Below are 25,111 nucleotides of genomic sequence, written 5' to 3'. Positions count from 1 at the left end.
TGGCAAGGATGGAGAAAGTTGCTACAGCAGCGCCGCAATGGCGGGTACCGAAACGAGCATGCAGCTTAAGTTGCGCCGCGAGGTCGAGGGCGTCGGCGGCTTCATCAAGCGGGTCTGGAGCCGCTGGTGGGGGAAGGCGCTCGTCCTTCTGGTCGGGCTCGGGCTGCTTGGCCTGTTCCTGATCTGGCTGCTGTTCGCGCGCGGCCTTCCCTCGGTCGATACGCTGCGCGCCTATGAGCCGCCGCTGCCCACCTATGTGCGCGGCATCAACGGCGAACCGATCCATTCCTATGCGCGCGAACGCCGCATCGAATTGTCGTATGAGGAATATCCGCCGCTGCTGGTGAAGGCGTTCCTTGCCGCCGAGGACCGCACCTTCTTCCAGCACCACGGGGTCGATCTGGCGGGTATCGCCAAGGCGGCGTGGACCAACCTTACCCGGTCGGGGCGCCCGATCGGGGCCTCGACGATCACCCAGCAGGTCGCCAAGAACCTGCTGATCGGCAATGAGGCGAGTTATACCCGCAAGGCCAAGGAAGCGATCCTCGCCTGGCGGATCGAGCAGGCGCTGACCAAGCAGCAGATCCTCGAATTGTACCTCAACCAGATTTTCCTCGGCCGCAACGCTTATGGCGTCGAGGCGGCGGCGCATGCTTATTACGGCAAGCCGCTCGACCAGCTCGATCTCGCGCAATTCGCCTATCTCGCGATTCTGCCCAAGGGCCCTGCCAATTACGACCCCGAACGCGACCGCGACGCGGCGCTGGCGCGGCGGCATTATGTGCTCAAGGGGATGCTCAGCAACGGCTTCATCGATCAGGCGCAATATGCCCGGGCCGATGCCGAGCCGCTGGGCACGGTGCGCCAGCGGTTGCAGAAGTTCGATCGGGTCGGCGGTTATTTCATCGAAGCGGTGCGGCGCGAGCTGATCGACCGGTTCGGCGAGCAGACCCGCGACGGCCCGCACAGCGTCTACGCCGGGGGGCTGTGGGTGCGCACGTCGCTCGATCCCCGGCTGCAGGGTTATGCGCAAAAGGCGCTGCGCGACGGGCTGATCCGCTACGACCGGGGGCGGGGCTGGTCGGGGCCGATTCGCCATGTCGAGGTCGAGAACGGCGGCTGGCAATCGGCGCTGCTGCTCAGCAATATCGGGCTCGATTACGAGGATTGGCAGGCGGCGATCGTCTCGGGCGTCGCGGGCGGCAGCGCCAGCCTCGTCTTTGCCAATGGCAGCACCGGTAACCTGCCGCGCGACAATGCGACGATGCCGGTGCGCGACAAGGGCGGCACCGCGTTCGCCGCGTTGAAGCCCGGCGACATCATCGCGGTCGCGCCGTCGGGCGCGGCATGGTCGCTGCGCAGCATTCCGATGATCTCGGGCGGCATGGTCGTGCAGGAACCCGCCACGGGGCGGATTCTGGCGATGCAGGGCGGGTTCGATTCGCGCGTCCAGTCGTTCAACCGCGCGACGCAGGCGATGCGCCAGCCGGGATCGACGATCAAGCCGATCGTCTATTCGGCGGCGCTCGAACAGGGGATGACCCCTGCCTCGATCATCGTCGACGGGCCGTTCTGCGTCTATCAGGGCGCGCGGCTGGGGCAGAAATGTTTCCGCAATTTCGGCGGCGGCAGCGGTGCCGGGCCGCACACGATGCGTTGGGGCATCGAACAATCGCGCAATCTGATGACGGTGCGCGCCGCGGCGCAGACCGGGATGCCGCATGTCGTCGATCTCGCCAAGCGGATGGGGGTGGGGGATTACGAGCCCTATCTGTCGATGGCGCTGGGCGCGGGCGAGACGACCGTCGAGCGGATGGTCAACGCTTTTTCGGTGCTCGCCAATCAGGGCAAGTGGCACGATCCGACGCTGATCGATTTCGTCCAGGATCGCCATGGCAAGGTGATCTGGCCCGCCAATTGGCGCGCGTGCACCGGCTGCAACGCGCCCGACTGGAACGGCAAGCCGATGCCACGCCCGCAGATTCGCGCGCGCCAGGCGATCGATCCGCTGACCGCGTTCCAGATGGTCCACATCACCGAAGGCGTCGTCCAGCGCGGCACCGCGACGACGCTGCGCGATCTCGGGCGGCCGATGATGGGCAAGACCGGCACCACGACCGGGCCCACCGACGTGTGGTTCATCGGCGGCACCCCGCAGATGATCGGCGGGCTATATCTGGGCTATGACAATCCGCGGCGGCTGGGCGGCTATGCGCAGGGCGGCACGATCGCGGCGCCGATCTTCAAGGCATTTGCGGAAAAGGCGTATAAGGATTTGCCGGTCGAGCCGTTCCGCGCGCCGCCGGGGATTCGCATGGTCCGCATCGATCGCCGCAGCGGCAAGCCGGTGTTCGGTGCCTGGCCCACCAACGAGCCGCTGTCGCCGGTGATCTGGGAGGCGTTCAAGCCCGAAAGCGAGCCGCGCCGGACGATCAAGCGCGACGAAACGATCGTCGAAAAGCCCAAGGAGGCAGCACCCGTCGCGCCCCCGCGTGACAGCGACTTCTTGCAAAGAGAGGGCGGTATTTACTAGGTGCGCGCCCGCACTACGTCATGCGAGCACGGGGATATGCTCCGTGCGTGACGGTTAACGTATCTGGAGTGAAGCGAATGCGCGCCGAAGCGCAGGCCCATATCGACACGATCAACGAGGCGCTGGCGCTGCTGCGCCGCTTCCTCGATTGGGATCGCGCGCTTCGTCGCCTCGATGAATTGAACGCCCGCGTGGAAGATCAATCCCTGTGGGACGACCCCAAGCTCGCCCAGGCGGTGATGCGCGAGCGCCAGCGGCTCGACGAGGCGATCACCGCGACGCGCGGCATCGAGACCGAGCTGTCGGATACCGTCGAGCTGATCGAGATGGCCGAGGCCGAGGGCGATGAGGACATGGCGGTCGAGGGCACCGAGAATCTGGGGGCGCTCGCCGCGCGGGCCAACGAGAGCAAGGTCAAGGCGCTGCTGTCGGGCGAGGCCGATGGCAACGACACCTATATCGAGGTCAATTCGGGCGCCGGCGGCACCGAAAGCCAGGACTGGGCGGGGATGCTCCAGCGCATGTATACGCGCTGGGCCGAGCGCCACGGCATGAAGGTCGAACTGATCGACCAGCATTCGGGCGAGCAGGCGGGGATCAAATCCGCCACCTTGCTGCTCAAGGGCGAGAATGCGTATGGCTATGCCAAGACCGAAAGCGGCGTCCATCGCCTGGTGCGGATCAGCCCTTATGACAGCGCGGCGCGGCGCCACACCAGCTTTGCCAGCGTGTGGGTCTATCCGGTGATCGACGACAATATCGAGGTCGAGATCAACGAGAGCGAACTGCGCATCGATACCTATCGCGCGTCGGGCGCGGGCGGGCAGCACATCAACACCACCGATTCGGCGGTGCGGATCACGCATCTGCCCACCGGCATCGTCGTTCAGTGCCAGAACCAGCGTTCGCAGCACAAGAACAAGGCCGAAGCGTACAACCAGCTTCGCGCGCGGCTCTACGAGCGCGAATTGCAGGAGCGCGAGGCGGCGGCGAACGCGGAGAATGCGAGCAAGACCGATATCGGCTGGGGGCATCAGATCCGGTCGTACGTCCTGCAGCCGTACCAGATGGTGAAGGATCTGCGCACCGGCATGACCTCGCCGACGCCGTCCGACGTGCTCGACGGCGATCTCGATGAATTCATGGCCGCCGCTTTGTCGCAGCGCGTGACCGGCGAGACGGTCGAGGTCGAGGACGTCGAATGAAGCTCGCCGCCGTCATCGGGCTCGCGCTCGTGCTGGCGGCGTGCGACGGCTCGACGCCGCTCATCAAGCATGACGAGAAGGAGGATGTCGGCACTTTCCCCGACGCCGACCGTCCCGTCGCCACGATCATCTCGAGCCGCTGGTCGACCGAGGAGGCACGCGACCGGCTCAACGAAGCCACCGAGGTGATGGACAAGGCCGGCATCGCACCCGGCATGACCGTCGCCGATATCGGCGCGGGGCAAGGCTATTATACCGTCCGGCTGGCGAGCCGCGTCGGCGCCGAAGGCCGCGTGCTGGCCGAGGATATCATGCCGCAGGTCCGCGATGCGCTCGCTGAACGCGTCGCGCGCGAGCGGCTCGACAATGTCAGCGTCCGGCTGGGCGAGCCCGCCGACCCCAAGCTGCCGCCCGACAGCTTCGATCGCGTGCTGATGGTGCATATGTATCACGAGATCCAGCAGCCTTATGAGTTTCTGTGGCGGCTGCGGCCGTCGCTTGCCGCCAAGGGTGAGGTCATCGTCGTCGATGCCGATCGCGTGCCGCAGAATCACGGGATGCCGCCCAAGCTGCTGACGTGCGAATTCGCCGCGGTCGGCTACGAACTGGTCGAGATGCGCCAGATGCCCTCGGCGGGGGGCTATCTCGCCGCGTTCCGCGCCGTGGGTACGCGGCCGGCGCCCGATGCAATCAAGCCGTGCCGACTCGATCGGACCCAGCGCGAAGCCCGGTAGCCGACACCCGCACCACCGGCTTGGCGTGGGCGTGGCAAGCCGCTACGCGTTGCGGATGCGCCAATATCTCGATCTGATGCAGCGAATCCTCGATACCGGCGTGCGGCAGGACGACCGCACCGGGGTGGGCACGCTATCGGTGTTCGGTGCGCAGATGCGCTTCGATCTCGCCGCCGGTTTCCCGGTGCTAACCACCAAGAAGCTGCATCTGCGCTCGATCATCGTCGAATTGCTCTGGTTCCTGCGCGGCGACACCAATGTCCGCTGGTTGCAGGAACGCAAGGTGGGCATCTGGGACGAATGGGCCGACGAGAAGGGTAATCTCGGCCCCGTCTATGGCAAGCAATGGCGCGACTGGGTGACGGCGGACGGCCGCCGGATCGACCAGATTGCCGAGCTGATCCAGCAGATCCGCACCAATCCGGCGTCGCGGCGCCAGATCGTGAGCGCGTGGAACCCCGGCGATCTGCACGCGATGGCGCTCGCACCGTGTCATTGCCTGTTCCAGACGCATGTCGCGAACGGCAAGCTGAGCCTGCAACTCTATCAACGCTCGGCCGATATCTTCCTCGGCGTGCCGTTCAACATCGCGAGCTATGCGCTGCTCACCCACATGCTCGCGCAGCAATGCGATCTGGAGGTCGGCGAGTTCATCTGGACCGGCGGCGATTGCCACCTTTATTCGAACCATCTCGATCAGGCGCGCGAACAATTGGCGCGCACGCCGGGGCCATTGCCGCGGCTCGAGATCGCGCGGCGCGCCGAGGCGATCGATGCCTATGATTACGAGGATTTCCAGCTCGTGGGCTATGAAGCGCAGGCGCATATCAAGGCACCGGTGGCGGTTTGATTACGCTGGTGCTCGCGCGGGCCGAGAATGGCGTCATCGGTCGGGACGGTGGGTTGCCGTGGCGGCTGCCTGCTGATCTCAGGCGGTTCAAGGCGCTGACGATGGGGCGGCCGATGATCATGGGCCGCAAGACCTTCGAGAGCTTCCCCAGCCCGCTCCCCGGCCGGCGGCACATCGTGCTGACCCGCGACGCGCAGTGGCGCGCCGAGGGCGCCGAGCTGGCGCACACGCCGGGGCAGGCGCTGCGGCTGACCGGCGGCGATGCGGCCGTGATCGGCGGCGCGGAGATTTTCGCGCTGTTCCTCGATCGCGCCGAACGAATCGAGCTGACCGAGGTTCATGCGACGCCCGCCGGTGACGCGATCGTGCCGCCGTTCGACGATGCGTGGCGCGAGACGCTGCGTGAGGACCATGAGGCCGAGGGCGGTCGCCCGGCGTACAGTTTCGTGACATTGGTGCGCGGCTGAGTGCACGCCGGGGGCTGGCATGGACGGGCGCACCCCCCTATAGCGCGGCCGATGGAGCGGCTGGATGGCGGCTCGGCGGTGCCCGCGGCGTTGCGCGGGGGGATCGTCGCGCTCGGCAATTTCGACGGTTTTCACGCGGGGCATCAGGCAGTGGTGGGCCGTGCGGTCGCGCGCGCCCGCGCCGAGGGGCGGCCTGCGCTGGTCGCGACCTTCGATCCGCACCCCGCCCGCTTCTTCAAGCCCGATCTGCCGCCGTTCCGGCTGACCACGCTCGACCAGCGGCAGGCGCTGTTCGCCGCGGCGGGGGCCGATGCGATGCTCGTCTTCCATTTCGACGCCGCGCTGGCCGGGCTGTCGGCCGACGGGTTCGTGCGCGAGCGGTTGATCGCGGCGATCGGCGCGGGCGGGGTGGTGACCGGCGAGGATTTCACCTTCGGCTACAAGCGCGGCGGCGATGTGCGGATGCTGACCGAAATGGGCGCGGCGCTCGGCTTTTCGGTCGATACGGTGGGCGCGGTGATGGCGGGCGGCGCGGTGGTGTCGTCGAGCCGTATCCGCGATTTGCTTCAGGCGGGCGATCCGCGCGGGGCCGCGGCGCTGCTGACGCGGCCGTTCGCGATTGAGGGCGCGGTCGAACATGGCGACAAGCGCGGCCGCGCGCTCGGTTACCCCACCGCCAATGTGGCGCTCGGCCCCTATCTGCGGCCACGTTACGGCATCTATGCGGTGCGCGGGCGGCTGGCCGACGGGCGCGTGCTCGATGGGGCGGCCAACCTTGGCGTGCGGCCGAGCTTCGATCCGCCCAAGGAACTGCTCGAACCCTTTTTCTTCGATTTCACGGGCGATCTTTACGGCCAGCGACTCGAGGTCGAATTGATCGAATTCCTCCGCCCCGAGGCGAAGTTCGACAGCCTCGACGCGCTCACCGTCCAGATGCAGGCCGATTGCGATCGGGCGCGGACGATACTCGCGAGCCTCTCTGCGCGGTGAGCCGGTTCCGACCGCGCCCGGCGATGCCTGTTCCCCTTGCCGCGACACTCCGCTAAGGCGCGAAAACTCATGACCGACGCATCCGACACCACGCGCGACTGGCGCGACACCGTCTTCCTGCCGAAGACCGACTTCCCGATGAAGGCGGGGCTCGCCGCCAAGGAACCCGGCATTCTCGAACGCTGGCAGAAGATCCAGCTTTACCAGCGGCTGCGCGAGCAACGCGCCGACCGCAAGCGCTTCATCCTCCACGATGGCCCGCCCTACGCCAATGGCGACATCCATATGGGCCATGCGATGAACAAGGTGCTGAAGGACATCATCGTCCGCAGCCGATCGCTGATGGGCCGCGACGCGCCCTATGTGCCCGGCTGGGATTGCCACGGCCTGCCGATCGAGTGGAAGGTCGAGGAAGCCTATCGCGCCAAGAAGCTGAACAAGGACGAGGTGCCGGTCGCGCAGTTCCGAGCCGAATGTCGCGCCTATGCCGAAAAATGGGTCGCGGTGCAGCGCGCGCAGTTCGAGCGGCTGGGGGTGATGGGCGATTGGGCCGATCCGTATCTGACGATGAAGTTCGAGGCCGAGGCCGCGATCGTCGGCGAATTGCTCAAATTCGCCGAGAGCGGCCAGATCTATCGCGGCGCCAAGCCGGTGATGTGGTCGCCGGTCGAAAAGACCGCACTCGCCGAGGCCGAGGTCGAATATGAGGACGTGGTGTCGACCCAGATCGACGTCGCGTTCGAGATCGTCGAGGCGCCGAACGCGCCCGAACTGGTCGGCGCGCATGCGGTGATCTGGACGACGACGCCGTGGACGATCCCGGTGAATCAGGCGCTGAGCTATGGGCCGGAGATCGAGTACGTTGCGATGCGCGCCGGCGATCGCGTATTCGTAACGGCCCTTGATCTTTGGAACGACACAGCGGAGCGAGCGGCTCAGTCCCCTTGGTTGTCTGAAGGCAAAGGTTGGGTCGTTGTATGGACAGGCAAGGGTTCTGATCTCGCCGGCGCCACCGCCCGCCACCCGATGCACCATCTCGGCGGGTTCTTCGCCAAGCCGCGGCCGTTCCTGCCCGGCGATTTCGTCACCACCGATGCGGGGACCGGGCTTGTCCATATGGCGCCCGATCATGGCGAGGACGATTTCCTGCTGTGCAAGGCGCACGGGATCGATCCGGTGTTCGCGGTCGATGCCGGGGGCATGTATCGCGCGGATTGGGCGTGGCTCGGTGGGCAGGGCAGCGTCATCAACAAGAAGTTCGTCGCGGCCGACGGGCCGATCTGTTCGGATCTGCGCGCGGCCGGGGCGCTGCTCGCGGCGACCGACGATTTCGCGCATAGCTATCCGCATTCGTGGCGGTCGAAGGCCAAGGTCATCTTCCGCGCCACGCCGCAATGGTTCATCCCGATGGACCGTAGCGCGTCGGAATCCCCCGCCCGCTTGCGGGAGGGGCAAGGGGAGGGGCTGTTCGCTGGCGGTGCTGCTTCCCTGACAAGCCCTCCCCCGGCCCCTCCCGCAAGCGGGAGGGGAGAGAACGGCGCTACGCTCCGCGAAACCGCGCTCGACGCGATCGAGCGGACGCAATGGGTGCCCGCGCGATCGCAGAACCGCATCCGGTCGATGGTCGAAGGGCGCCCCGATTGGGTGATCTCGCGCCAGCGCGCCTGGGGGGTGCCGATCGCGCTCTACGTCAACCGAGCGACCGGCGAGTATCTCAACGATGCCGCCGTCAACGCGCGGATCGTCGCGGCCTTTCGCGAGGGCGGGGCCGATGCGTGGTTCACCGGCGATCATCAGGCGCTGCTCGGCGCCGAATACGATCTCGCCGATTACGAACCGCAGCACGACATTCTCGATGTGTGGTTCGATTCGGGTAGCACCCACGCCTTCGTGATCGAAGCGCGCTATGGCGAGGGGACGCGCGCGGACCTTTATCTCGAAGGTTCGGATCAGCATCGCGGCTGGTTCCAGTCGAGCCTGCTCGAAAGCTGCGGCACGCGCGGCCGGGCACCGTATGACGCGGTGCTCACCCACGGCTTCGCGCTCGATGGGCAGGGCCGCAAGATGTCCAAGAGCCTCGGCAATGTCGTCGATCCGCTGAAGGTGATCGGCGAATCGGGCGCCGATATCCTGCGCATGTGGGTCGCGCAGACCGATTATTTCGAGGATGTGCGGATCGGCAAGGAGGTGCTCGGCACCACCTCGGACGCGTATCGCAAGCTGCGCAACACCTTCCGCTATCTGCTCGGCGCGCTCGACGGCTTCACCGACGCCGAGAAGATCGCCGTGCGCGCGATGCCCGAGCTTGAACGCTATGTGCTGACGCTGCTCGGGCGGCTCGACGCCGATCTGCGCGACGCGGCGGAGAAATATGAGTTCAACCGCTATTTGCGGCGGCTCACTGACTTTGCGCAGGACGATCTGTCGGCCTTCTATTTCGATATCCGCAAGGATAGCCTCTATTGCGATGCCGCCGACGGCATCAAGCGCCGCGCCGCGCGGACGGTGTTCGACGTGCTGTTCCACGCGCTAGTGCGCTATGCGGCGCCGATCCTCGTCTTTACGGCCGAGGAAGTGTGGCAGGCGCGTTTCCCGAGCGACGACGGCTCGGTGCATTTCCTCGAATGGCCCGAGCTGCCGGCGCTTCCCGGCGATCAGGCGATCGGCACCAATTGGGACGATGTGCGGCGGCTGCGCGAGACGGTGACCGAGGCGATCGAGCCGCTCAGGCGCGAAAAGGTGATCCGATCGAGCCTCGAAGCCGAGGTGAGCGTGCCCGAGCTGCCGCTCGATGCCGCCAGCCTTGCCGAGGTGTTCATCGTCGCGACAGTGCGGCAAGGGGATAGCGTGTCGGTGGCGCATACCGATTATCACAAATGCGGCCGCTGCTGGCGGCTGCTGCCCGAGGTCGTCGAGGACGGCGCCTTGTGCGATCGCTGCACGGAGGTGGTGTCGTGAAGAATATCCGCTGGTGGGGCCCGATCGTCGCGCTGGTCGTGTTCGTGGTCGATCAGATCGTCAAATGGGTCGTCACGCAGGGGCTCGGCATCCGCCAGCTCGGCGATATGATGGACGTGCTGCCGATCTTCCGGCTGCGCTTCGTGCCCAATGTCGGGGTGTCGCTGGGGTTGCTGCCCGCGAGCAGCGATGCGGCGCGCTGGGCGCTGGTCGTCCTCACGGTCGGGATCGCGATCGGGGTTGCGGTCTGGATGCTGCGCGAGCGGCATCGTGCCGATCTGATCGCGCTCGGCATGGTGCTGGGCGGCGCGCTGGGCAATATCCTCGATCGCGTGCGGTTGGGCTATGTCACCGATTTCGCCGATCTGCACTTCGGTGAGTGGAGCCCGTTTTTGGTCTTCAATGTCGCCGACGCGGCGATTACGATAGGCGTGTTGATCCTGTTGGTCCGGGCGCTCCTGGTCCGCGAAAAGCCGAAATCGCCAGCTTCTGTGGAGAATGTGAATGCGTAAGATCGTGCCGATTGCCGCCGCGTTTGCGGTGGCCGGGCTGCTCGCGAGTTGCGGCGGCAGCCGTCGCCTCGGCGGCGGGCCCAACGAATTCGCGGTCGCGCGCCAGGCGCCGCTCGTCATTCCGCCCAGCTTCGCGCTGGTGCCGCCGCAGCCCGGCGCGCCGCGCCCGCAGGACAACAACCCGAGCCAGCAGGCGCTCGACGCGATGTTCGGCGGCCCCGCCGCGCGTAGCGCCGCCGAAGCCACGACGCTGAGCGAAGCCGGGCGCAATCAGGCCGATCCGGGTATCCGTTCGGCGGTGGGCGATGCCGGAACCAATGTCGTCGACAAGGGCAGCACGACACGCGACATCGTCGCCGCGCCCGAAGGCGACGGCCAGAGCGCGCGCACGACCACGCCCTGAGGCTCCTGTTGCCCGCGATGAACGATTAAACGGGGAGCGGCCGGTGCCGCTCCCCGTTCTTGATTCAGAAGGCGACGCCGACCGAACCCAGCACGGTCGCGCCGCGGCCGTGCCGCTGTGCGAAACCGCCGGCGTTGGAAATGTCGGTGTCGAGATAGCTTACCCCGACCGTGAGCGGGCCGCCGGTCGCGGTGGCGGAGACCGACCAATCCCAATATTTGTCATCGCCCGGAAGCGGGTTGTAGAGCCCGAGCGCCCCCTTGGTGTGGCCGACATGCCCCTTGAGCGTGATCGGGGTCGAGGGGATGCCGAGCGACGCCTCACCGTAAAGGTAGAGATTGTCGTCATTGCCGGTGGTGAAATCGAGGCCCTTCTGGCCGCCCCAGGCATAGGTGCCGCCCAGTTCCGCCGAAACCGGGCCGATCGTGTAGCTGATCGAGGCATAAGGCTCGAAATAGTCGGTGTTGAGACCGCGGGCGTGATCGGGATAATAATAATAGAGCAGCCCGACATCGACCCCGATGCCGTTCGACATCGTTTTGGCATAGCCGCCGTACAGATCGATCTCGCCGCCGCCATAGCCCGGCAGCGAGACCTTGCCGTCGATCGTCGAGACGAAGGTGCCGACATAGAAGCCGGACGCCGAATTGAGGTTGAGCGTCGCCTGCGCCGCGCCGTCCTCGCCCGATTCGGTGAGGCCGCGAAAGCGATAGTCCGACACGAGCGTGACATTGCCCGTGATGCGGACCGGCGGCGGTGGCGCGGTATCCTGGGCGGCAGCGGGCAGCGCCGCGAGCAACGCGATGACGGGCAGCACAAGCGCGCCCGCATGGAGGGTGGTGAAGCGCATCGTTTTCCTGTCCTTGATTGAAGAAAGCCGATGTTCCCGCCTGCGCCTGCCGTGCGGCGTCTCATTGCGCCCCGTTCGACCGGCATCGGGAAAGTGCCCGAACTTGCTGCATCGCACAACAAAAAATGGCGTGTCGGGCGATCGTTCGGGGCGGGCCTGTTGCGCGGGCGCAACACGGATCAGGCGTCGTCGCTTGCCTTTTCCGTGGCGGTGGCGTGGTGGAGGTGGATGTCGCGCTGTGCGAGCGGGATCTCGATCCCGTGCTCCTTGAACAATTGCCACAGCCGGATGAGGACATCCGAATGCACGCTGCCGACCCCGCCTTCGGGGTCGGAGATCCACACCAGAATGTCGTGCTCGACGGCGCTGTCGGCAAATGCGGTCAGCCGGACGGTGGGCTTGGGGCTGTCGAGCGTGCGCGGGCTTTCGACCGCGGCGCGCATCATCAGCGCTTGTGCCAGTTCGAGATCGGATTTGTACGAAACCCGCACCGGAATGCGCACGCGCACGTTACGATCCGAATAGGACCAGTTCTCGACTTCCTGCGTCATCAGATTCTCGTTTGGAATCAGATGTTCCTTGCCGTCGCGTGTCAGCACCGAGACCGCGCGCACCCCGATCTTGTTGACCCAGCCGAAGCTGTCGCCGACGACGATGATGTCGCCGGGTTTGATCGATCGGTCCATCAGCAGGATGATGCCCGCGATCAGATTGCCGATCGTTTTCTGCAACCCGAAGCCGACCGCAAGGCCGAACGCGCCCGAAAATACCGCGAAGGTGGTGAGATCGAGCCCAAGCAGATCGATTCCGAAGAAGAAGGCGACGACGATCACCGCGATCGCGGCGAGCTTCTGCGCGAGCAGTTTCTGCGTCGGATCGAGCGACCGCGCCTGGCCGATCGTATGGCTGAGCACGCGGTTGATCAGGCGGAAGGCGGCGAACAGTGCGACGAACGTCACGAGGATCGTGACCAGCGCCATCAGCGAGAAGCGGTGCTTGCCGAGATTGAACCCGATCATGTCGAGCGTCTCGGTGATCTTGTCGAGGCCGCCGACGGCGTTGCTCAGCAGCGCGACGAACAGCACCCCGGCGATCAGCCACGACATCCAGCGCGGCAGATTGAGCCCGCGCAAGACCTGCACCGCGGCAAGCGCGGCGGTGTAGCCGAGCGCGAGGCCGAACACGATACTCGCCGGCGTTTGCCATTCGTGCTGCGATCGGAACACGATCGACAGCAACAGGAACGCGACCAGATGGCGGATGATGAGGCCCATGCGGGGCCCGAGCCCCTCGGCATGACCACCCACCCGGCGCGTCCAGAATTGAGCGACCCGCGGGCCCAGCGCGCGCCCGGCGGCGTAGCCGAGCGCGAGGCAAATCAGCACGATCCCCAGCGCGACTGCGGCCTCGGTCAGCACCGGGCCGGTTGGCACGACGATAGCGTTTTCGGCGAGCCAGCGGTTGAGCCCGTTCACCCCCGGGCATCCCGGAACGCGGCCAGCGCCTGATCGATATCGGCGATCAGATCGGCGGTGTCCTCGAGCCCGATCTGGAACCGCACGATCGCGCCGCCCCAGTCACGCTCGCCGAGCGCGCGATGCGGATCTGCCGGGGTCGCGAGACTTTCGAAGCCACCCCAGCTATAGCCGATCCCGAACAGGTCGAGCGCGTCGATAAAGGCCGCGCGGCTCGCCTCGTCGGCGTTGTTGAGGACGAACGCGAACAGCCCCGACGATCCCTTGAAGTCGCGCACGAAATTCTCGTGTCCGGGGCATGAGGGCAGCGCGGGGTGGAGCACGGCGCCAACCTCGTCGCGCGCGTCGAGCCAGCGCGCGATCTCCAGCGCGCTCTGTTCGTGATGCCTGAGGCGGACCCCCATCGTCCGAAGCCCGCGCGAGCCGAGCCAGCAATCGTCGGGCGCGGCGACCTGACCCAGTTCGAAGCTGGTCTGGCGAAGTTTGGCGAAATGGCCCGGCCCGGCGGTGACCGAGCCCATCATCACGTCCGAATGGCCGACGACATATTTGGTGCAGGCGAGAATCGAGAGATCGACCCCGGCGGCGATCGCCGGGAAGAACAATGGGGTCGCCCAGGTATTGTCGATCAGCGTCGTCACCCCGCGCGCCTTGGCGGCGGCGACGATCGCGGGCACGTCCTGCACCTCGAAGGTCAGGCTGCCCGGCGATTCCATCAGGATCGCGCGCGTCCTGTCACCGATCAGCCCGGCGATCCCAGCGCCTACCAGCGGATCGTAGAAGCGCGTGGTGATGCCGAACCGTGCGAGCAGCCCCCTGGCCATCGCGCGCGTCGGTTCATAGGCGCTGTCGACGAGCAGCAATTCGTCACCGGGCGAGAGCACCGACAGCAGCGCCGCCGCGATCGCGGCGACCCCCGAGCAGTAGAGGAAGGTGCCTTCGGCGCCGGGTTCAAGCTCGGTCAGCGCGTCGGCGAGCGCCCATTGCGTGGGCGTGCCGCGGCGACCGTAATAGAGCCGGTGGTGGGTGTCGCCCCCGGTCGCGCGCATGTCGGCGATCGAATCGTACAGGATCGTCGACGCCCGCCACACCGGCGGATTGACGATGCCTTGCGTCCATTCCGCGCGCCGCCCCGCCGTCACGAGCCGCGTGCCTGCCCCGATACCGTCGCGCTTGCTCACGCGTCTCCCTTCGTTTTGGGGGTGGTGGGATCACCGCCCCATTCGGTCCATGATCCATCGTAGAGCGCCGCGCGGCGCCCGAGCAGGTGCGCGCCGAACACGAGCACCGCGGCGGTGATCCCCGAACCGCAGGTCGCAGCCATCGGTTGGTCGAGATCGACCCCGGCGGTGCGGAATTCGGCTGCCAACTCGGGGCCGCGCTTCCACTTGCCGTCGTCGTCGAACAGGCGCGCATAATGGAGGTGGCGCGATCCGGGAATGTGGCCGGGCTCGACGCCGGGGCGATGTTCGGGCTCGTCGCCGCGAAACCGCGCGCGGGCGCGGGCATCGATCACCTGCTCGGTGCGCTGATCGAGATTGGCACGCATATCGTCGATCGTGCGCAGGTCGGCGCGATCCTCATGGGGCGTGAAGCGCGCCTCGCCGATCGGCGAGGGGCCTGTCTCGAGGGGGCGGCCTTCGGCGCGCCACGCAGCGAGCCCGCCATCGAGGATCGCGACCTCGCGCTTGCCGAACAGCCGCATCAGCCACCACGCACGGGCCGACGAGCGGAGCGGCGAATCGTCGTAGAGCACGATCCGGCTGGCATCGTCGATTGCCAGCGCGCGCATCCGATCGGCGAAGAACGCTGCGGGCGGCACCGTCGAGGGCAGGGGACTGTCCGGATCGGCGAGCGTCGCCAGATCGAGGAAAGCCGCGCCGGGAATGTGCGCGGCCTCGAACTCGGCCCGCGCATCGCGGCGATGGTCGGGGAGGAAATAGGAGGCATCGACCACGCGCAGGTTGGGCGCGCCCAGTTCGGCCTCGAGCCAATCGGTGGAGACAAGCGCGTCCATCCACCCTTCCTATCGCGGCCGGGCGCGGGCGTCGAGCGGAGGCGTTTTCACCGGGGCGATGGCGGCCTATAGGGCGGAGATGGAAACGACCCATCTCGGCAAGCCCGCCCCGCTGCCCGCCTCGCCCGAGGCCGCTCAGCTCGATTACGTCCCCAACCCGCGGCCGGGGCAGCGCTATCTGGTGCGCTTCGCCGTGCCCGAATTCACGTCGCTGTGCCCCGTCACCGCGCAGCCCGATTTCGCGCATCTGGTGATCGATTACGTTCCCGACGCGACGATTGTCGAATCGAAATCGCTCAAGCTGTTCCTTGGCAGCTTCCGCAACCATGCGGCGTTTCACGAGGATTGCACCGTGGGTATCGGCGATCGCCTGGCCCGCGAGATGAAGCCGCACTGGCTGCGGATCGGCGGCTATTGGTATCCGCGCGGGGGTATTCCGATCGACGTTTTCTGGCAGACCGGGGCGCCGCCTGCCGACGTCTGGATTCCCGCGCAGGATGTGCCGGGGTATCGCGGCCGCGGGTGACCGATCGGCGCGGCCAGGGCCCGGGCCGCCGCGAATTTTCTTGCTGCACTGCACAAAATATGCAACCATACTCGACGTAAAGTGTTGAGTGTGGGGTGATCGTACGGGCGTAGGGGCGATATTGCGCAAGCGAAAGGATTGGCGATGGAGGTGATTGTGAATGATCGGCGGCGGATCGGCCACGTCGACCACATCGCCCTCATCGGCAATTTTCTGCCGCGCAAATGCGGACTCGCGACCTTCACCACTCACACGTTCAACGCGCTGCGTGAACGCTTTCCCGATCTTCAGGTCGATGTGTACGCGATGGACGATCGCGGCACCTATGATTTCCCCCCCGAGGTCATCCGCGCGATCCCGCAGGACGATCGGCTCGCGTATTCGGACGCCGCGCGCGCGATCGAGGAGAGCGGCGCGCAGGCAATATGGGTCCAGCACGAATACGGTATCTATGGCGGCGTGGCGGGCGATTATCTGCTCGCGCTGCTGGAGCGGGTCACGCTGCCGCTGATCGTCACGCTCCATACCGTGCTCGAACGCCCCAGCGAGGATGAACGCCGGGTGATGAATGCGCTGCTGCGGCGCTCGTCGAGAGTGATCGTGATGGCCGAACGCGGGCGTGAGATTCTCGAGCACGTCTATGATGCCGAGCCCAAGACGATCGCGATGATCCCGCACGGCGTGCCCAATCACCCGTTCGCCGATCCCGACGATTTCAAGGCGCGTTTCGGCTGGGACGGCCGCAAGGTGGTGCTGACCTTCGGGCTGCTTGCCCCGAGCAAGGGGATCGAGACGATGATCGAGGCGCTGCCCGCCGCGGTCGCGCACGTGCCCGATCTGCTGTACGTCGTGCTGGGCGCGACGCATCCCAATCTCGTCGCGCACGAAGGCGAGGCGTATCGCGACCGGCTGAAGGCGCTGGCGCACGATCTTGGAGTGGGAAACAACGTTGCGTTTATCGATGCGTTCGTCGAGCAGGACGAACTGATCGACTATCTCCAGGCCGCCGATCTCTACGTCACGCCTTACACCAATCCGGCGCAGATCACCTCGGGCACGCTTTCCTATGCGGTCGGCGTCGGCAAGGCGGTGATCTCGACGCCCTATGTCCACGCCACCGAAATCCTCGCCGACGATCATGGCGTTCTCGTCGACTTCGGCAGCAGCGCGGGGTTCGCGCGCGAAATCGTCCGCTTGCTGTCCGATGACGACAGCCGCCGGCACCTTTCCGAGCGCGCTTATGCCCGCGGCCGGACGATGATCTGGCCGCGCGTCGCCGAGGCGGTGGTCGACCAGATCGATGCCGCGGTGGCCGCGACGCCGCGCCGACTGGCCCCGACGCGCCACGCGCTGACGCTGCTCGCGCCCAATCTCGACGCGGTCGAACGGATGAGCGACGGCACCGGGATGCTCCAGCATGCTCTCTATTCGGTGCCCGATCGCCGCCACGGTTATTGTATCGACGATAATGCGCGCGCGCTGATCCTGATGACGCAGATCGAGGATCTTGCCGACGATGTCCGCGATCGGTGGACGACGATCTACGCGTCGTTCGTCCAGCATGCGTGGAATGCCGATGCGGGGCGGTTCCGCAATTTCATGAATTTCGATCGCACCTGGTGCGAGGAAACCGGCTCGGAGGATTCGAACGGCCGCGCCTTGTGGGCGCTTGGCATGGTCGCACGCGATGCGCAGATGGGGAAACATCGCGATTGGGCCCGCTCGCTCTACGATCAGACCGCCGCGCTGGCGTTCGAACTCGGCAGCCCGCGCGCTGAGGCGTTTGCGATGCTGGGCGCGGCGGCGATGCTCGATATCCGCCCCGACCATGCGATCGCCCGGCGGACGCTCGCCGAGTTCGGCGATGGCTTCCTCAAGCTGCTTGGCAGCGCGCGGCGGCCCGAATGGCAATGGTTCGAGATCGTGCTCGCCTATGACAATGCGCGGCTTCCTCAGGCGTTGCTGCGTGCCGGGGTTGCGCTGGAGCGTGACGATCTGATCGCGTGCGGCCTCGATACGCTCGGCTGGATCATCGCGCGGCAGACCTCGCCCGACGGCCGGTTTCGCGCGGTCGGCACCGAAAGCTTCGGCCGCGAATATGCCGAGCCGATGCCGTTCGATCAGCAGCCGCTCGAAGCGCAGGCGACGATCGATGCCTGCGCGGTCGCTTTTGCCGCCACCAATGACCCGCGCTGGGTCGAGGAGGCATGGCGGGCGTATCGCTGGTTCCTCGGCGTCAACGATCTCGGGACGCCGCTGACCTCGCCGCAGGATGGTGGCTGTTTCGACGGGTTGATGCCCGGCGGGATCAATCGAAACCAGGGCGCTGAATCGATTCTGGCGCTTCAACTCGCCTCATGTGCGATTTCGGCCCTTTCAAAACTGGCCGGACCCGTGGCAAAGCCGGAACGCGCCGTCGCCTAGTTCGTTCGCGTCGCGCTTGTACCGAAGTCAGCCGCGGGGGGCCTCCTGTGCTCGAGTTGTTCAACCACGCACTGCGCCTGCACGCCGATCCGTCGCGCGTCGTGGTGCGCCCCTTTCATATCGGCTGGGGAGAGAATGGCGCGGCCTCGGCGCGGGTCGAGCGCATGGTCGCGGCGGTGCTGGCGATGCGGCCCGAGGAAGCGCGCGCGCAATTGAAGGCGGTGCTCAAGGATTTCGAGGCGCGCCACTGGCAGACGCGGCGCGTGTTCATGACCCGCTATGACGAGATCGAGGCGGCGCTCGGGCTCGATGGCGCCACGATCAGCGACGAGAAGCGGCAGCTGATCGGCGCCTATTTCTGCCACGAATACAGTTATGCCGCTGCCGCGCTGATGAACCCGAGCGCGGTGCCGCATTTCGACCAATCGGGGATGCCGCCGGGCAGTCTGCGCATCCTGATGTCGATGCGCGCGGTGGGCGAGGGGCATATTTCGTCGATCGCGTTTCGCGAAGGCATCATCACCGACGACCGCAAGCTCAAGCTCGCGCCCGAGCCGCCCTTCGCCACCGCGACCGACGTGGCCGACCATGAAGGCGAACTGCCGCAAGGCGCCGTCACCGTCCATCGCCACCGCGATTCCACGCTGTCGGGCACGGTGATCTTCCCGATCACCCATGCCCAGTCGAAGGGGCTCGAGGATCTGCGGCTGGTGCGCTTCGAACATGGCGACGGCAGCTACGAATGGCTTGGCACCTACACCGCGTATAACGGTTCGGTGATCCAGTCCGAACTGATGCGGACGCGCGATTTCCGGGCGTTCGATCTTGTCCCGATGACGGGCAGTGCGGCGCGCAACAAGGGGATGGCGCTGTTCCCGCGCAAGATCGGCGGCCAATATATGATGATCGGGCGGCAGGACGGCGAAAATCTGTTCCTGATCACCTCCAATCAATTGACGCATTGGGACGAAGGCACGCTGCTGCTCAAGCCCGAATATCCGTGGGAACTCGTCCAGATCGGCAATTGCGGGCCGCCGATCGAGCTTGACGAGGGCTGGCTGCTCTTGACCCACGGCGTCGGCGCGATGCGCAAATATTCGATCGGCGCGGTGCTGCTCGACAAGCATGACCCCTCCAAGGTGATCGGGCGGACGCGCGAGCCGATCCTCGCCGCCGCCGACGAGGATCGCGAGGGCTATGTCCCCAACGTCGTCTATAGCTGCGGCGCGCTGCGCCAGGGGGATAACATCTTCATCCCTTACGGCGTCGCCGACAGCTCGATCGCGTTCGCCTTCGTCGCCGTCAGTGCGCTGCTGGCGACGATGTGACCGCCGCGCGCGTGCGGCGGTAGAGGAACCAGGCGAGCGCGAAATAGAGCAAGATGCCGGCGACGCGCGCGATCGGCGCGAAGTCATCCCCCACCAGCGCGAGCGGCTTAGCGCCGCCCGAGCCCGCGCCGCTACCCGAGCCCGCGACGATGCCGGCGAACACCACGCCCCATAGCGATTCGCCGACGATCAGCCCGGTTGCGGTGAGCACGCCCATCCGTCGCGCGAAATCGGGGTTGGGGCGCTTGTCCGCCCAATGTTCGTAGAACCGCCCGACGACCGCGCCGATCACCGTCGGCAGGATCAGGCTCATCGGCAGATAGATGCCCATCCCCACCGCAAGCGGCGGCAGGCGCAGTTTCTTTAGGAAACCCAACACCTCGTCGAGCACGATGAACCCCACGCCGGCAAGCGCCCCCCAGCCGATCATCGCGGCGTTGAGGCTGCCGCCGAGCACGCCCTTGGCGAGCGCCGAGATCAGCGCTGCCTGCGGGGCGGGAAGCGCGTCCGGCCCGGCACCGGGGACGCCGGCGAACCCGAACGCGGTGTTGAGCAGATCGAGCACCGGCGGGATGATGAGCGAGCCGAAGATCACGCCGATGACGAGCGCGACCTGCTGCTTCCACGGTGTCGCCCCGACGAGCTGGCCGGTCTTGAGATCCTGAAGGTTGTCGTTCGAGATCGTCGCGACGCCGAACACGATGCCGGTGACGATCAGCGCATAGGCGACCAGTTCCTGCGTCATGGTGACGTCGTTATTGCGCCCGAACAGCCCGACCAAGAGCAGCGCGGCGGCGACCACCGAGAGGATGCCGATCCCCGAGACAGGGCTGTTCGACGCGCCGATCAGCCCGGCCATATAGCCGCACACCGCCGCGATCAGCAGCCCGATCACGAGCACGAACAGCAGCGCGCCGAGGATCAGGATCGCTGCCGATCCGGTCAGCGTGCCGCCCTGGAGTACGCTCCACAGCAGCCAGCCGATCGGCAGCATCATGGCGAGCGATCCGCCGAACACGATCCCGATCGGCAGATCGCGTTCCTCGAGCGGCAGCGTGTCGCCATGGTCGCGCGCGCGGCTGGCGGCCATCGCCGATCGGATGCCGCCGATGACCGGGCCGGCGATCTTGACCAGCGTCCACACCGCCGCGACGCCGATCACGCCCGCGCCGAAAAAGCGCACATCGGACGAGAAGATCGTCCCCGCCCAGGTCTCGACCCCGCCGGGAAGCGGGTTTGTGGCGGTCAGGAACGGCAGCAGCACCCACCAGCCGACGACGAGCCCGAGGAACATCGCCGCGCCCACCGAAATGCCGACCAGATGGCCGACCCCCATCAAGGCGAGCGACAGGCTGCCGGCGATGCCGGTCGCGCCCGGCCCGGCGCGGAACCAGACCGAGGCTTCACCGACGAGCAGGCGGGTTTGGGTGAGGATCGCGAACAGCGTCGAGGCGACGCCGTTCCAGATCAGGATGGTGAGCCCCTTGCTGCTTTCCTCGGCGCCCGCGCGCGAGCCCGAGCCGACGCGCAGCACCTCGGCCGCCGCGCGGCCTTCGGGATAGGGCAAGGGGGTATCGACGACGAGCGCGCGCCGCAGCGGCACCGAGAACAGCACGCCGAGGATGCCGCCGGTGCCGGTGATCGCGGCGGTCGTCCAATAGGGAAAGCCTTGCCACCAGCCGATCATGATCAGGCCGGGCAGCACGAAGATGATCGCCGCCAGCGTGCCTGCCGCCGAGGCGACCGTCTGGACGATGTTGTTTTCGAGGATCGTCGAATCCTTGAACCCGCGAAGGATCGCCATCGAGATGACCGCGGCGGGGATCGAGGTGGCGAAGGTGAGCCCGACCTTGAGCCCGAGATAGACGTTCGCCGCGGTGAACAGCAGCGTGATGATCCCGCCGAGCAGGATACCGCGCAGCGTGAGTTCGGCGAGCGGGCGCGCAGGCCGCGCGGTGGTGGCGGTGTCGGTCAAATCGAGGCCCCCGAAATTGACGAAGTTGACAGGGTGGCGCGGGTGCCTTGCCGCCGCTCGGACGCGAGAGTCGGGCAGCGGGAGGAAGCGCGCAGAAGCATCGCGCGGTTGTGGCATAACAGGCGGGGTGTAGGACAGGGATAATTGGGCGCGCCGACGTGACTTCGCGCGCGCTTCCCCGCATAGAGCCGGCAGGCGGGCGCGACGCCATCGATGATCTTTTGCACGGAGACCAGCGTGTCCGACGACGATTATGTGTACGACGAGGAAAGCGGCGAATGGATGCCGGCATCCGAACTGGCGAGCCGGCAACGCACCGCCGAGACGGTGGAGGTTCGCGACTCGGTGGGCAATCTGCTCGCCGATGGCGATCAGGTGACGCTGATCAAGGATCTCGACGTCAAGGGCGCCGGGCAGACGCTCAAGCGCGGCACGCTGATCAAGGCCATCCGGCTGACCGGCGACAGCCAGGAAATCGACTGCAAGTTCGAGGGCATCAAGGGCCTCGTGCTGCGCGCCGAGTTCGTCCGCAAGCGGTAGCGCGATCGGTATTCACCCGCTGCCGCCGATCATGGTGGCGGTCGGCATGGCGCCCGCCATGCGCCCAAAGGCGCATCATCGAACGGTCGCTCAGGCCAGCACCACCCGCGTCCGTTCCCGCGCCGAGCGATAGATCGCCTCAATGATGCGCATGTCGCGCAGGCCTTCCTCGCCCGAGACGATCGGTTCGCGGTCTTCGATCACACAATGCGCCAGATGATCGAGCTGGCCCGCCCATTGCGTCTTGCCGGGGCCGGGGCGGGGGGTGATCTCGGTGTCGCGGCGGTTGCCGACCCACAGCCGGTGGCCGGCATAGCCGGTCGCGGGCTCCATTTCGATCCGTGCCTTGTCCCCCAGCAGCAGGACGTGGTTCTGGTTGGCGCTATAGCCCGACAGGCACGAGCCGATCACGCCCGAGGGAAATTCGAGCTGAAACTCGATCTGGTCCTCGACCTCGTGGAAGCGCGGATCGCTGCGGTCGGTCGATTCGTGCGCATAGACCGCGATCGGTTCCTCGCCGGTCATGTAGCGCGCGGCCTGGAGCGCGTAGATGCCGTAATCCATCAGCGAGCCGCCGCCCGACAGCGCCCTCTTGAGCCGCCATTGCGACGGATCGCCCTGCGGATAGGCATGTTCGGAACGGAAATAGCGCAATTTGCCGATCTCGCCGGCACGCGCGCGGCGCATCGCCTCGAGGTTGGTCGCCTCGAAATGGCAGCGATAGCCGATCATCAGCTTGCGGTTCGCCGCTTTGCACGCCGCGATCATCGCCTCGCTTTCGGCGACCGAGATCGCCATCGGCTTTTCGCACAGCACGTGCTTGCCCGCTTTGGCGGCGCGGATCGTGTAGGCGGCGTGCATCGCATTGGGCAGGCAGACATAGACGATGTCGATATCCGGATTGTCGGCGATGCGATCGAAATTGTCGTAACTGTAGATGCTGCGCGCGGGCAGATTGTGCTCGGCGGCGACGCGCTCGGCCTTGGCGCGGTCGCCGCTGACGACGCCCGCGAGGCGGCTGTGGGTGCAATTCGCGAATTCGGGGATGATCTTGCCGAGGCCATAGCCGCCGAGCCCGACGATCGCATAGCCGAGCTTGCGGCCGGGCTGCGCCCGCACGTCGGCACCGGGAAGCGTGAGCGCGGCGAGGCCGCCGGCGGCCATCATCACGTCGCGTCTGCTCAGGTCGATCATCGTCTCTCTCCTTGTCGCGCCCTCAGGCGGGCGAGGGGGCGCACAGATAGGCGCTCTCGCCACCATAAGAGGCGAGTTTGGCGGCGATGGCGGGCGCGTGTTCGGGCACGAAGCCGCTGCGCGTCCAGAACGGCACCGTGCCGTTGACCGAAACCAGCGTGATGCGGGCAAAGCCAAGCTGTGCCGCCAGAGCGGCGACCCGCGCGATGATCTGTTGCGCTGCGCCGGTGCCGCGCGCCGGGGGAAGCAGCGCCAGATCGTGGATGTAATAGCAATCGGCGTGCGCGGGCAGGCTGCCGAGCAACTGGTTGAGCGGCGGCGGATCGCCGAAGCGCGCGGGGTAGCTGAGGATATAGCCCACCACCGCCGTGTCGCGCTCGAGCACGAAACAACCTTGGGGGAACAGGCTGAGGCGTTCGTGGAAAATTTCGGCGTCTTCGGGATGGTCGGGATAGGACGCGCGTGCGATCGCGCCGACCGCGGGCAGATCGGCGGGGGCCATCGGCCGCCAGAAGAGGGCGCTGCGCATCGGCCCCTATCGCCCCCGGAACAGCCCGCCGAGGATGCCCCGCACGATGCTGGCGCCGACCCCGCGCGAACTGCCGAACACCGCCTTGGAGACCTGCGTCGCGACCTGCCTGCCCACGGCCGACGAGGCCGAGCGGGTGGCCGAGGTGACGGCGCGGTTCCACGGCGAGTTCTTTGCCTCGCGCTCGGCGGCGAGGCGCGCGCGTTCGGCCTCCTTGGCGGCGCGCGCGTCTTCCTTGGCCTTGGCGGCGGCGGCCTTTTCGGCCTCGCCCTGCGCCTTGATCTCGGCGGCGGCCGCCGCCGCTTCATCGGCCTTGGCCTTCAGGATTTCCTCGGCCGATTCGCGATTGATCGGTGTGTCGTATTTGCTGCCGATCGCATCAGTCTGGATCAGCACCCCGCGTTCGACCTTCGTCACCGGGCCGACCCGGCTGCGCGGTGGCTTGACCAGCGTGCGCGTCACCGGCTCGGGGGCGCCGTCGGGCTGGAGCAGCGACACCAGCGCCTCGCCAACCTTGAGTTCGGTGATCGCGGTGGTGACATCGACGCCGGGGTTGGCGCGGAAGGTCTGCGCCGCCGATTTGACCGCCGCCTGATCGCGCGGGGTGAAGGCGCGCAGCGCGTGCTGGACGCGGTTGCCGAGCTGGCCGGCGACCTTGTCTGGAATGTCGATCGGGTTCTGGGTGATGAAATAGACGCCGACGCCCTTCGAGCGGATCAGCCGCACGACCTGTTCGATCTTGTCGAGCAACGCCGACGGCGCGCCGTCGAACAGCAGGTGTGCTTCGTCGAAGAAGAAGGCGAGCACGGGCTTGTCGGGATCGCCGACCTCGGGAAGCTGCTCGAACAATTCGCTCAGCAGCCACAGCAGGAAGGTAGCGTAGAGCTTGGGGCTCGCCATCAATTTGTCGGCGGCGAGGATGTTGACGATGCCGCGGCCCGAATCGTCCTTGCCGATAAAGTCGCTCATCGCGAGCGCGGGCTCGCCGAAGAAACGGTCGCCGCCCTGGCTGCGAAGCTGGAGCAGCGAGCGCTGGATCGCACCCACCGATTGTTTCGAGACATTGCCGTAGGTCGTCGTCAGCTCGTCGGCGCGCGCGCCGCACGCGACCAGCATCGCCTGCAGATCGTCGAGGTCGAGCAGCAGCAGCCCTTCCTTGTCGGCGACGGTGAAGGCGATCGTCAGCACGCCTTCCTGCACTTCGTTCAAATCCATCAGCCGCGCGAGCAGCAGTGGCCCCATTTCGGAGATGGTGGTGCGGATCGGGTGGCCCTGTTCGCCGAACAGATCCCAGAACTGGACCGGATTGTCGGCATAGGCCCAATCGGCATAACCGATCTCGGCGGCGCGCGCGGCGAAGGGTTCGTGCGTCTTGGCGGTGGGCGAGCCCGCCATCGCGAGGCCGGAGAGATCGCCCTTCACATCGGCGACGAAGCACGGCACGCCCTCGGCCGACAGCCCTTCGATAATGCCCTGGAGCGTCACCGTCTTGCCGGTGCCGGTCGCGCCCGCGATCAGCCCGTGGCGGTTGGCGCGCTTGAGCTGCAATTCCTGCCGCTCGCCTGCGGCCGTGGTGCCGATGAAGATGCTGTCCGCCACGT

21 protein-coding genes are annotated in these 25,111 nt (G+C 66.7%); 13 read left to right on the top strand and 8 right to left on the bottom strand.

Annotated features, from left to right (window positions below):
- Positions 1–37 precede the first annotated feature (37 nt).
- From NFE57_RS00305 to NFE57_RS00265, 9 genes are all read left to right on the top strand, one after another.
- Entirely contained in the window at positions 38–2,533 is a 2,496-nt protein-coding gene (locus NFE57_RS00305) for a penicillin-binding protein 1A (protein ID WP_252133562.1), read from the top strand.
- A gap of 77 nt (positions 2,534–2,610) precedes the next feature.
- Positions 2,611–3,738, top strand: a complete 1,128-nt coding sequence (gene prfB, locus NFE57_RS00300; RefSeq protein ID WP_252133561.1) for a peptide chain release factor 2 — start codon at positions 2,611–2,613, stop codon at positions 3,736–3,738.
- Positions 3,735–4,472: a class I SAM-dependent methyltransferase gene (locus NFE57_RS00295; protein WP_252133560.1), complete on the top strand. Its 738-nt coding sequence runs from the start codon at positions 3,735–3,737 to the stop codon at positions 4,470–4,472. Before prfB ends, NFE57_RS00295 begins: the two co-directional genes overlap by 4 nt.
- Positions 4,473–4,527: 55 nt before the next feature.
- Entirely contained in the window at positions 4,528–5,322 is a 795-nt protein-coding gene (locus NFE57_RS00290; RefSeq protein ID WP_252133891.1) for a thymidylate synthase, read from the top strand.
- Complete coding sequence (locus tag NFE57_RS00285; RefSeq protein ID WP_252133559.1) at positions 5,319–5,789, top strand: dihydrofolate reductase; 471 nt, start codon at positions 5,319–5,321, stop codon at positions 5,787–5,789. Before NFE57_RS00290 ends, NFE57_RS00285 begins: the two co-directional genes overlap by 4 nt.
- Before the next feature lie 51 nt (positions 5,790–5,840).
- On the top strand, positions 5,841–6,779 hold the full coding sequence (locus NFE57_RS00280; RefSeq protein ID WP_252133558.1) for a bifunctional riboflavin kinase/FAD synthetase: 939 nt from the start codon (positions 5,841–5,843) through the stop codon (positions 6,777–6,779).
- 69 nt (positions 6,780–6,848) lie between these two features.
- The gene (ileS, locus tag NFE57_RS00275) at positions 6,849–9,737 is read left to right on the top strand and encodes an isoleucine--tRNA ligase (RefSeq protein WP_252133557.1); all 2,889 of its coding nucleotides are present in this window, start codon (positions 6,849–6,851) and stop codon (positions 9,735–9,737) included.
- Positions 9,734–10,249, top strand: a complete 516-nt coding sequence (lspA, locus tag NFE57_RS00270) for a signal peptidase II (protein ID WP_252133556.1) — start codon at positions 9,734–9,736, stop codon at positions 10,247–10,249. Before ileS ends, lspA begins: the two co-directional genes overlap by 4 nt.
- Positions 10,242–10,652: a DUF3035 domain-containing protein gene (locus NFE57_RS00265; RefSeq protein WP_252133555.1), complete on the top strand. Its 411-nt coding sequence runs from the start codon at positions 10,242–10,244 to the stop codon at positions 10,650–10,652. The genes lspA and NFE57_RS00265 overlap by 8 nt, the downstream gene beginning before the upstream one ends.
- A gap of 64 nt (positions 10,653–10,716) precedes the next feature.
- Here the strand turns inward: NFE57_RS00265 and NFE57_RS00260 are convergent, their stop codons facing one another.
- From NFE57_RS00260 to NFE57_RS00245, 4 genes are all read right to left on the bottom strand, one after another.
- A complete protein-coding gene (locus NFE57_RS00260) occupies positions 10,717–11,502 on the bottom strand; it encodes a TorF family putative porin (protein ID WP_252133554.1) in 786 nt (261 codons plus the stop codon).
- A gap of 179 nt (positions 11,503–11,681) precedes the next feature.
- Positions 11,682–12,977 carry a mechanosensitive ion channel family protein gene (locus NFE57_RS00255; RefSeq protein ID WP_252133553.1) on the bottom strand — a complete coding sequence of 432 codons (1,296 nt, stop codon included), beginning with the start codon at positions 12,975–12,977 and terminating at the stop codon, positions 11,682–11,684.
- Positions 12,974–14,158 (bottom strand): cystathionine beta-lyase, encoded by a 1,185-nt coding sequence (metC, locus tag NFE57_RS00250; protein WP_252133552.1) that lies wholly within the window; start codon positions 14,156–14,158, stop codon positions 12,974–12,976. The genes NFE57_RS00255 and metC overlap by 4 nt, the downstream gene beginning before the upstream one ends.
- On the bottom strand, positions 14,155–14,994 hold the full coding sequence (locus NFE57_RS00245; RefSeq protein WP_252133551.1) for a sulfurtransferase: 840 nt from the start codon (positions 14,992–14,994) through the stop codon (positions 14,155–14,157). The genes metC and NFE57_RS00245 overlap by 4 nt, the downstream gene beginning before the upstream one ends.
- Before the next feature lie 79 nt (positions 14,995–15,073).
- On the opposite strand from NFE57_RS00245, the gene queF reads away from it, so the two are divergent.
- The 3 genes from queF (at position 15,074) to NFE57_RS00230 (ending at position 19,272) form a co-directional block, all read left to right on the top strand.
- Entirely contained in the window at positions 15,074–15,520 is a 447-nt protein-coding gene (gene queF, locus NFE57_RS00240; protein ID WP_252133550.1) for a preQ(1) synthase, read from the top strand.
- 144 nt (positions 15,521–15,664) lie between these two features.
- Complete coding sequence (locus NFE57_RS00235; RefSeq protein WP_252133549.1) at positions 15,665–17,944, top strand: glycosyltransferase family 4 protein; 2,280 nt, start codon at positions 15,665–15,667, stop codon at positions 17,942–17,944.
- Between the two features lie 47 nt (positions 17,945–17,991).
- Entirely contained in the window at positions 17,992–19,272 is a 1,281-nt protein-coding gene (locus tag NFE57_RS00230; RefSeq protein ID WP_252133548.1) for a glycoside hydrolase family 130 protein, read from the top strand.
- On the opposite strand, the gene NFE57_RS00225 is transcribed toward NFE57_RS00230, so the two are convergent.
- Positions 19,247–21,247, bottom strand: coding sequence for an OPT family oligopeptide transporter (locus NFE57_RS00225; RefSeq protein ID WP_252133547.1), 2,001 nt, complete (start codon positions 21,245–21,247; stop codon positions 19,247–19,249). The genes NFE57_RS00230 and NFE57_RS00225 overlap by 26 nt on opposite strands.
- Before the next feature lie 237 nt (positions 21,248–21,484).
- Between NFE57_RS00225 and NFE57_RS00220 the strand changes: the two genes are divergently transcribed.
- The gene (locus NFE57_RS00220) at positions 21,485–21,787 is read left to right on the top strand and encodes an alkylphosphonate utilization protein (RefSeq protein ID WP_252133546.1); all 303 of its coding nucleotides are present in this window, start codon (positions 21,485–21,487) and stop codon (positions 21,785–21,787) included.
- A 90-nt stretch (positions 21,788–21,877) separates the two neighbouring features.
- Here NFE57_RS00220 and NFE57_RS00215 read toward each other — a convergent pair whose 3' ends face one another.
- The 3 genes from NFE57_RS00215 to NFE57_RS00205 are packed head-to-tail and all read right to left on the bottom strand — an operon-like array spanning position 21,878 to position 25,109.
- On the bottom strand, positions 21,878–22,978 hold the full coding sequence (locus NFE57_RS00215) for a Gfo/Idh/MocA family protein (RefSeq protein ID WP_382279243.1): 1,101 nt from the start codon (positions 22,976–22,978) through the stop codon (positions 21,878–21,880).
- A 25-nt stretch (positions 22,979–23,003) separates the two neighbouring features.
- Positions 23,004–23,510, bottom strand: coding sequence for a GNAT family N-acetyltransferase (locus NFE57_RS00210; protein ID WP_252133544.1), 507 nt, complete (start codon positions 23,508–23,510; stop codon positions 23,004–23,006).
- A gap of 6 nt (positions 23,511–23,516) precedes the next feature.
- Positions 23,517–25,109 (bottom strand): helicase HerA-like domain-containing protein, encoded by a 1,593-nt coding sequence (locus NFE57_RS00205; RefSeq protein WP_252133543.1) that lies wholly within the window; start codon positions 25,107–25,109, stop codon positions 23,517–23,519.
- Between the last annotated feature and the right edge of the window lie 2 nt (positions 25,110–25,111).

It is taken from the genome of Hephaestia sp. MAHUQ-44, from assembly GCF_023806085.1.
In the GTDB taxonomy this organism is placed as follows: Bacteria; Pseudomonadota; Alphaproteobacteria; order Sphingomonadales; family Sphingomonadaceae; genus Sphingomonas.
This window is presented reverse-complemented; position numbering and strand designations above follow the sequence as displayed.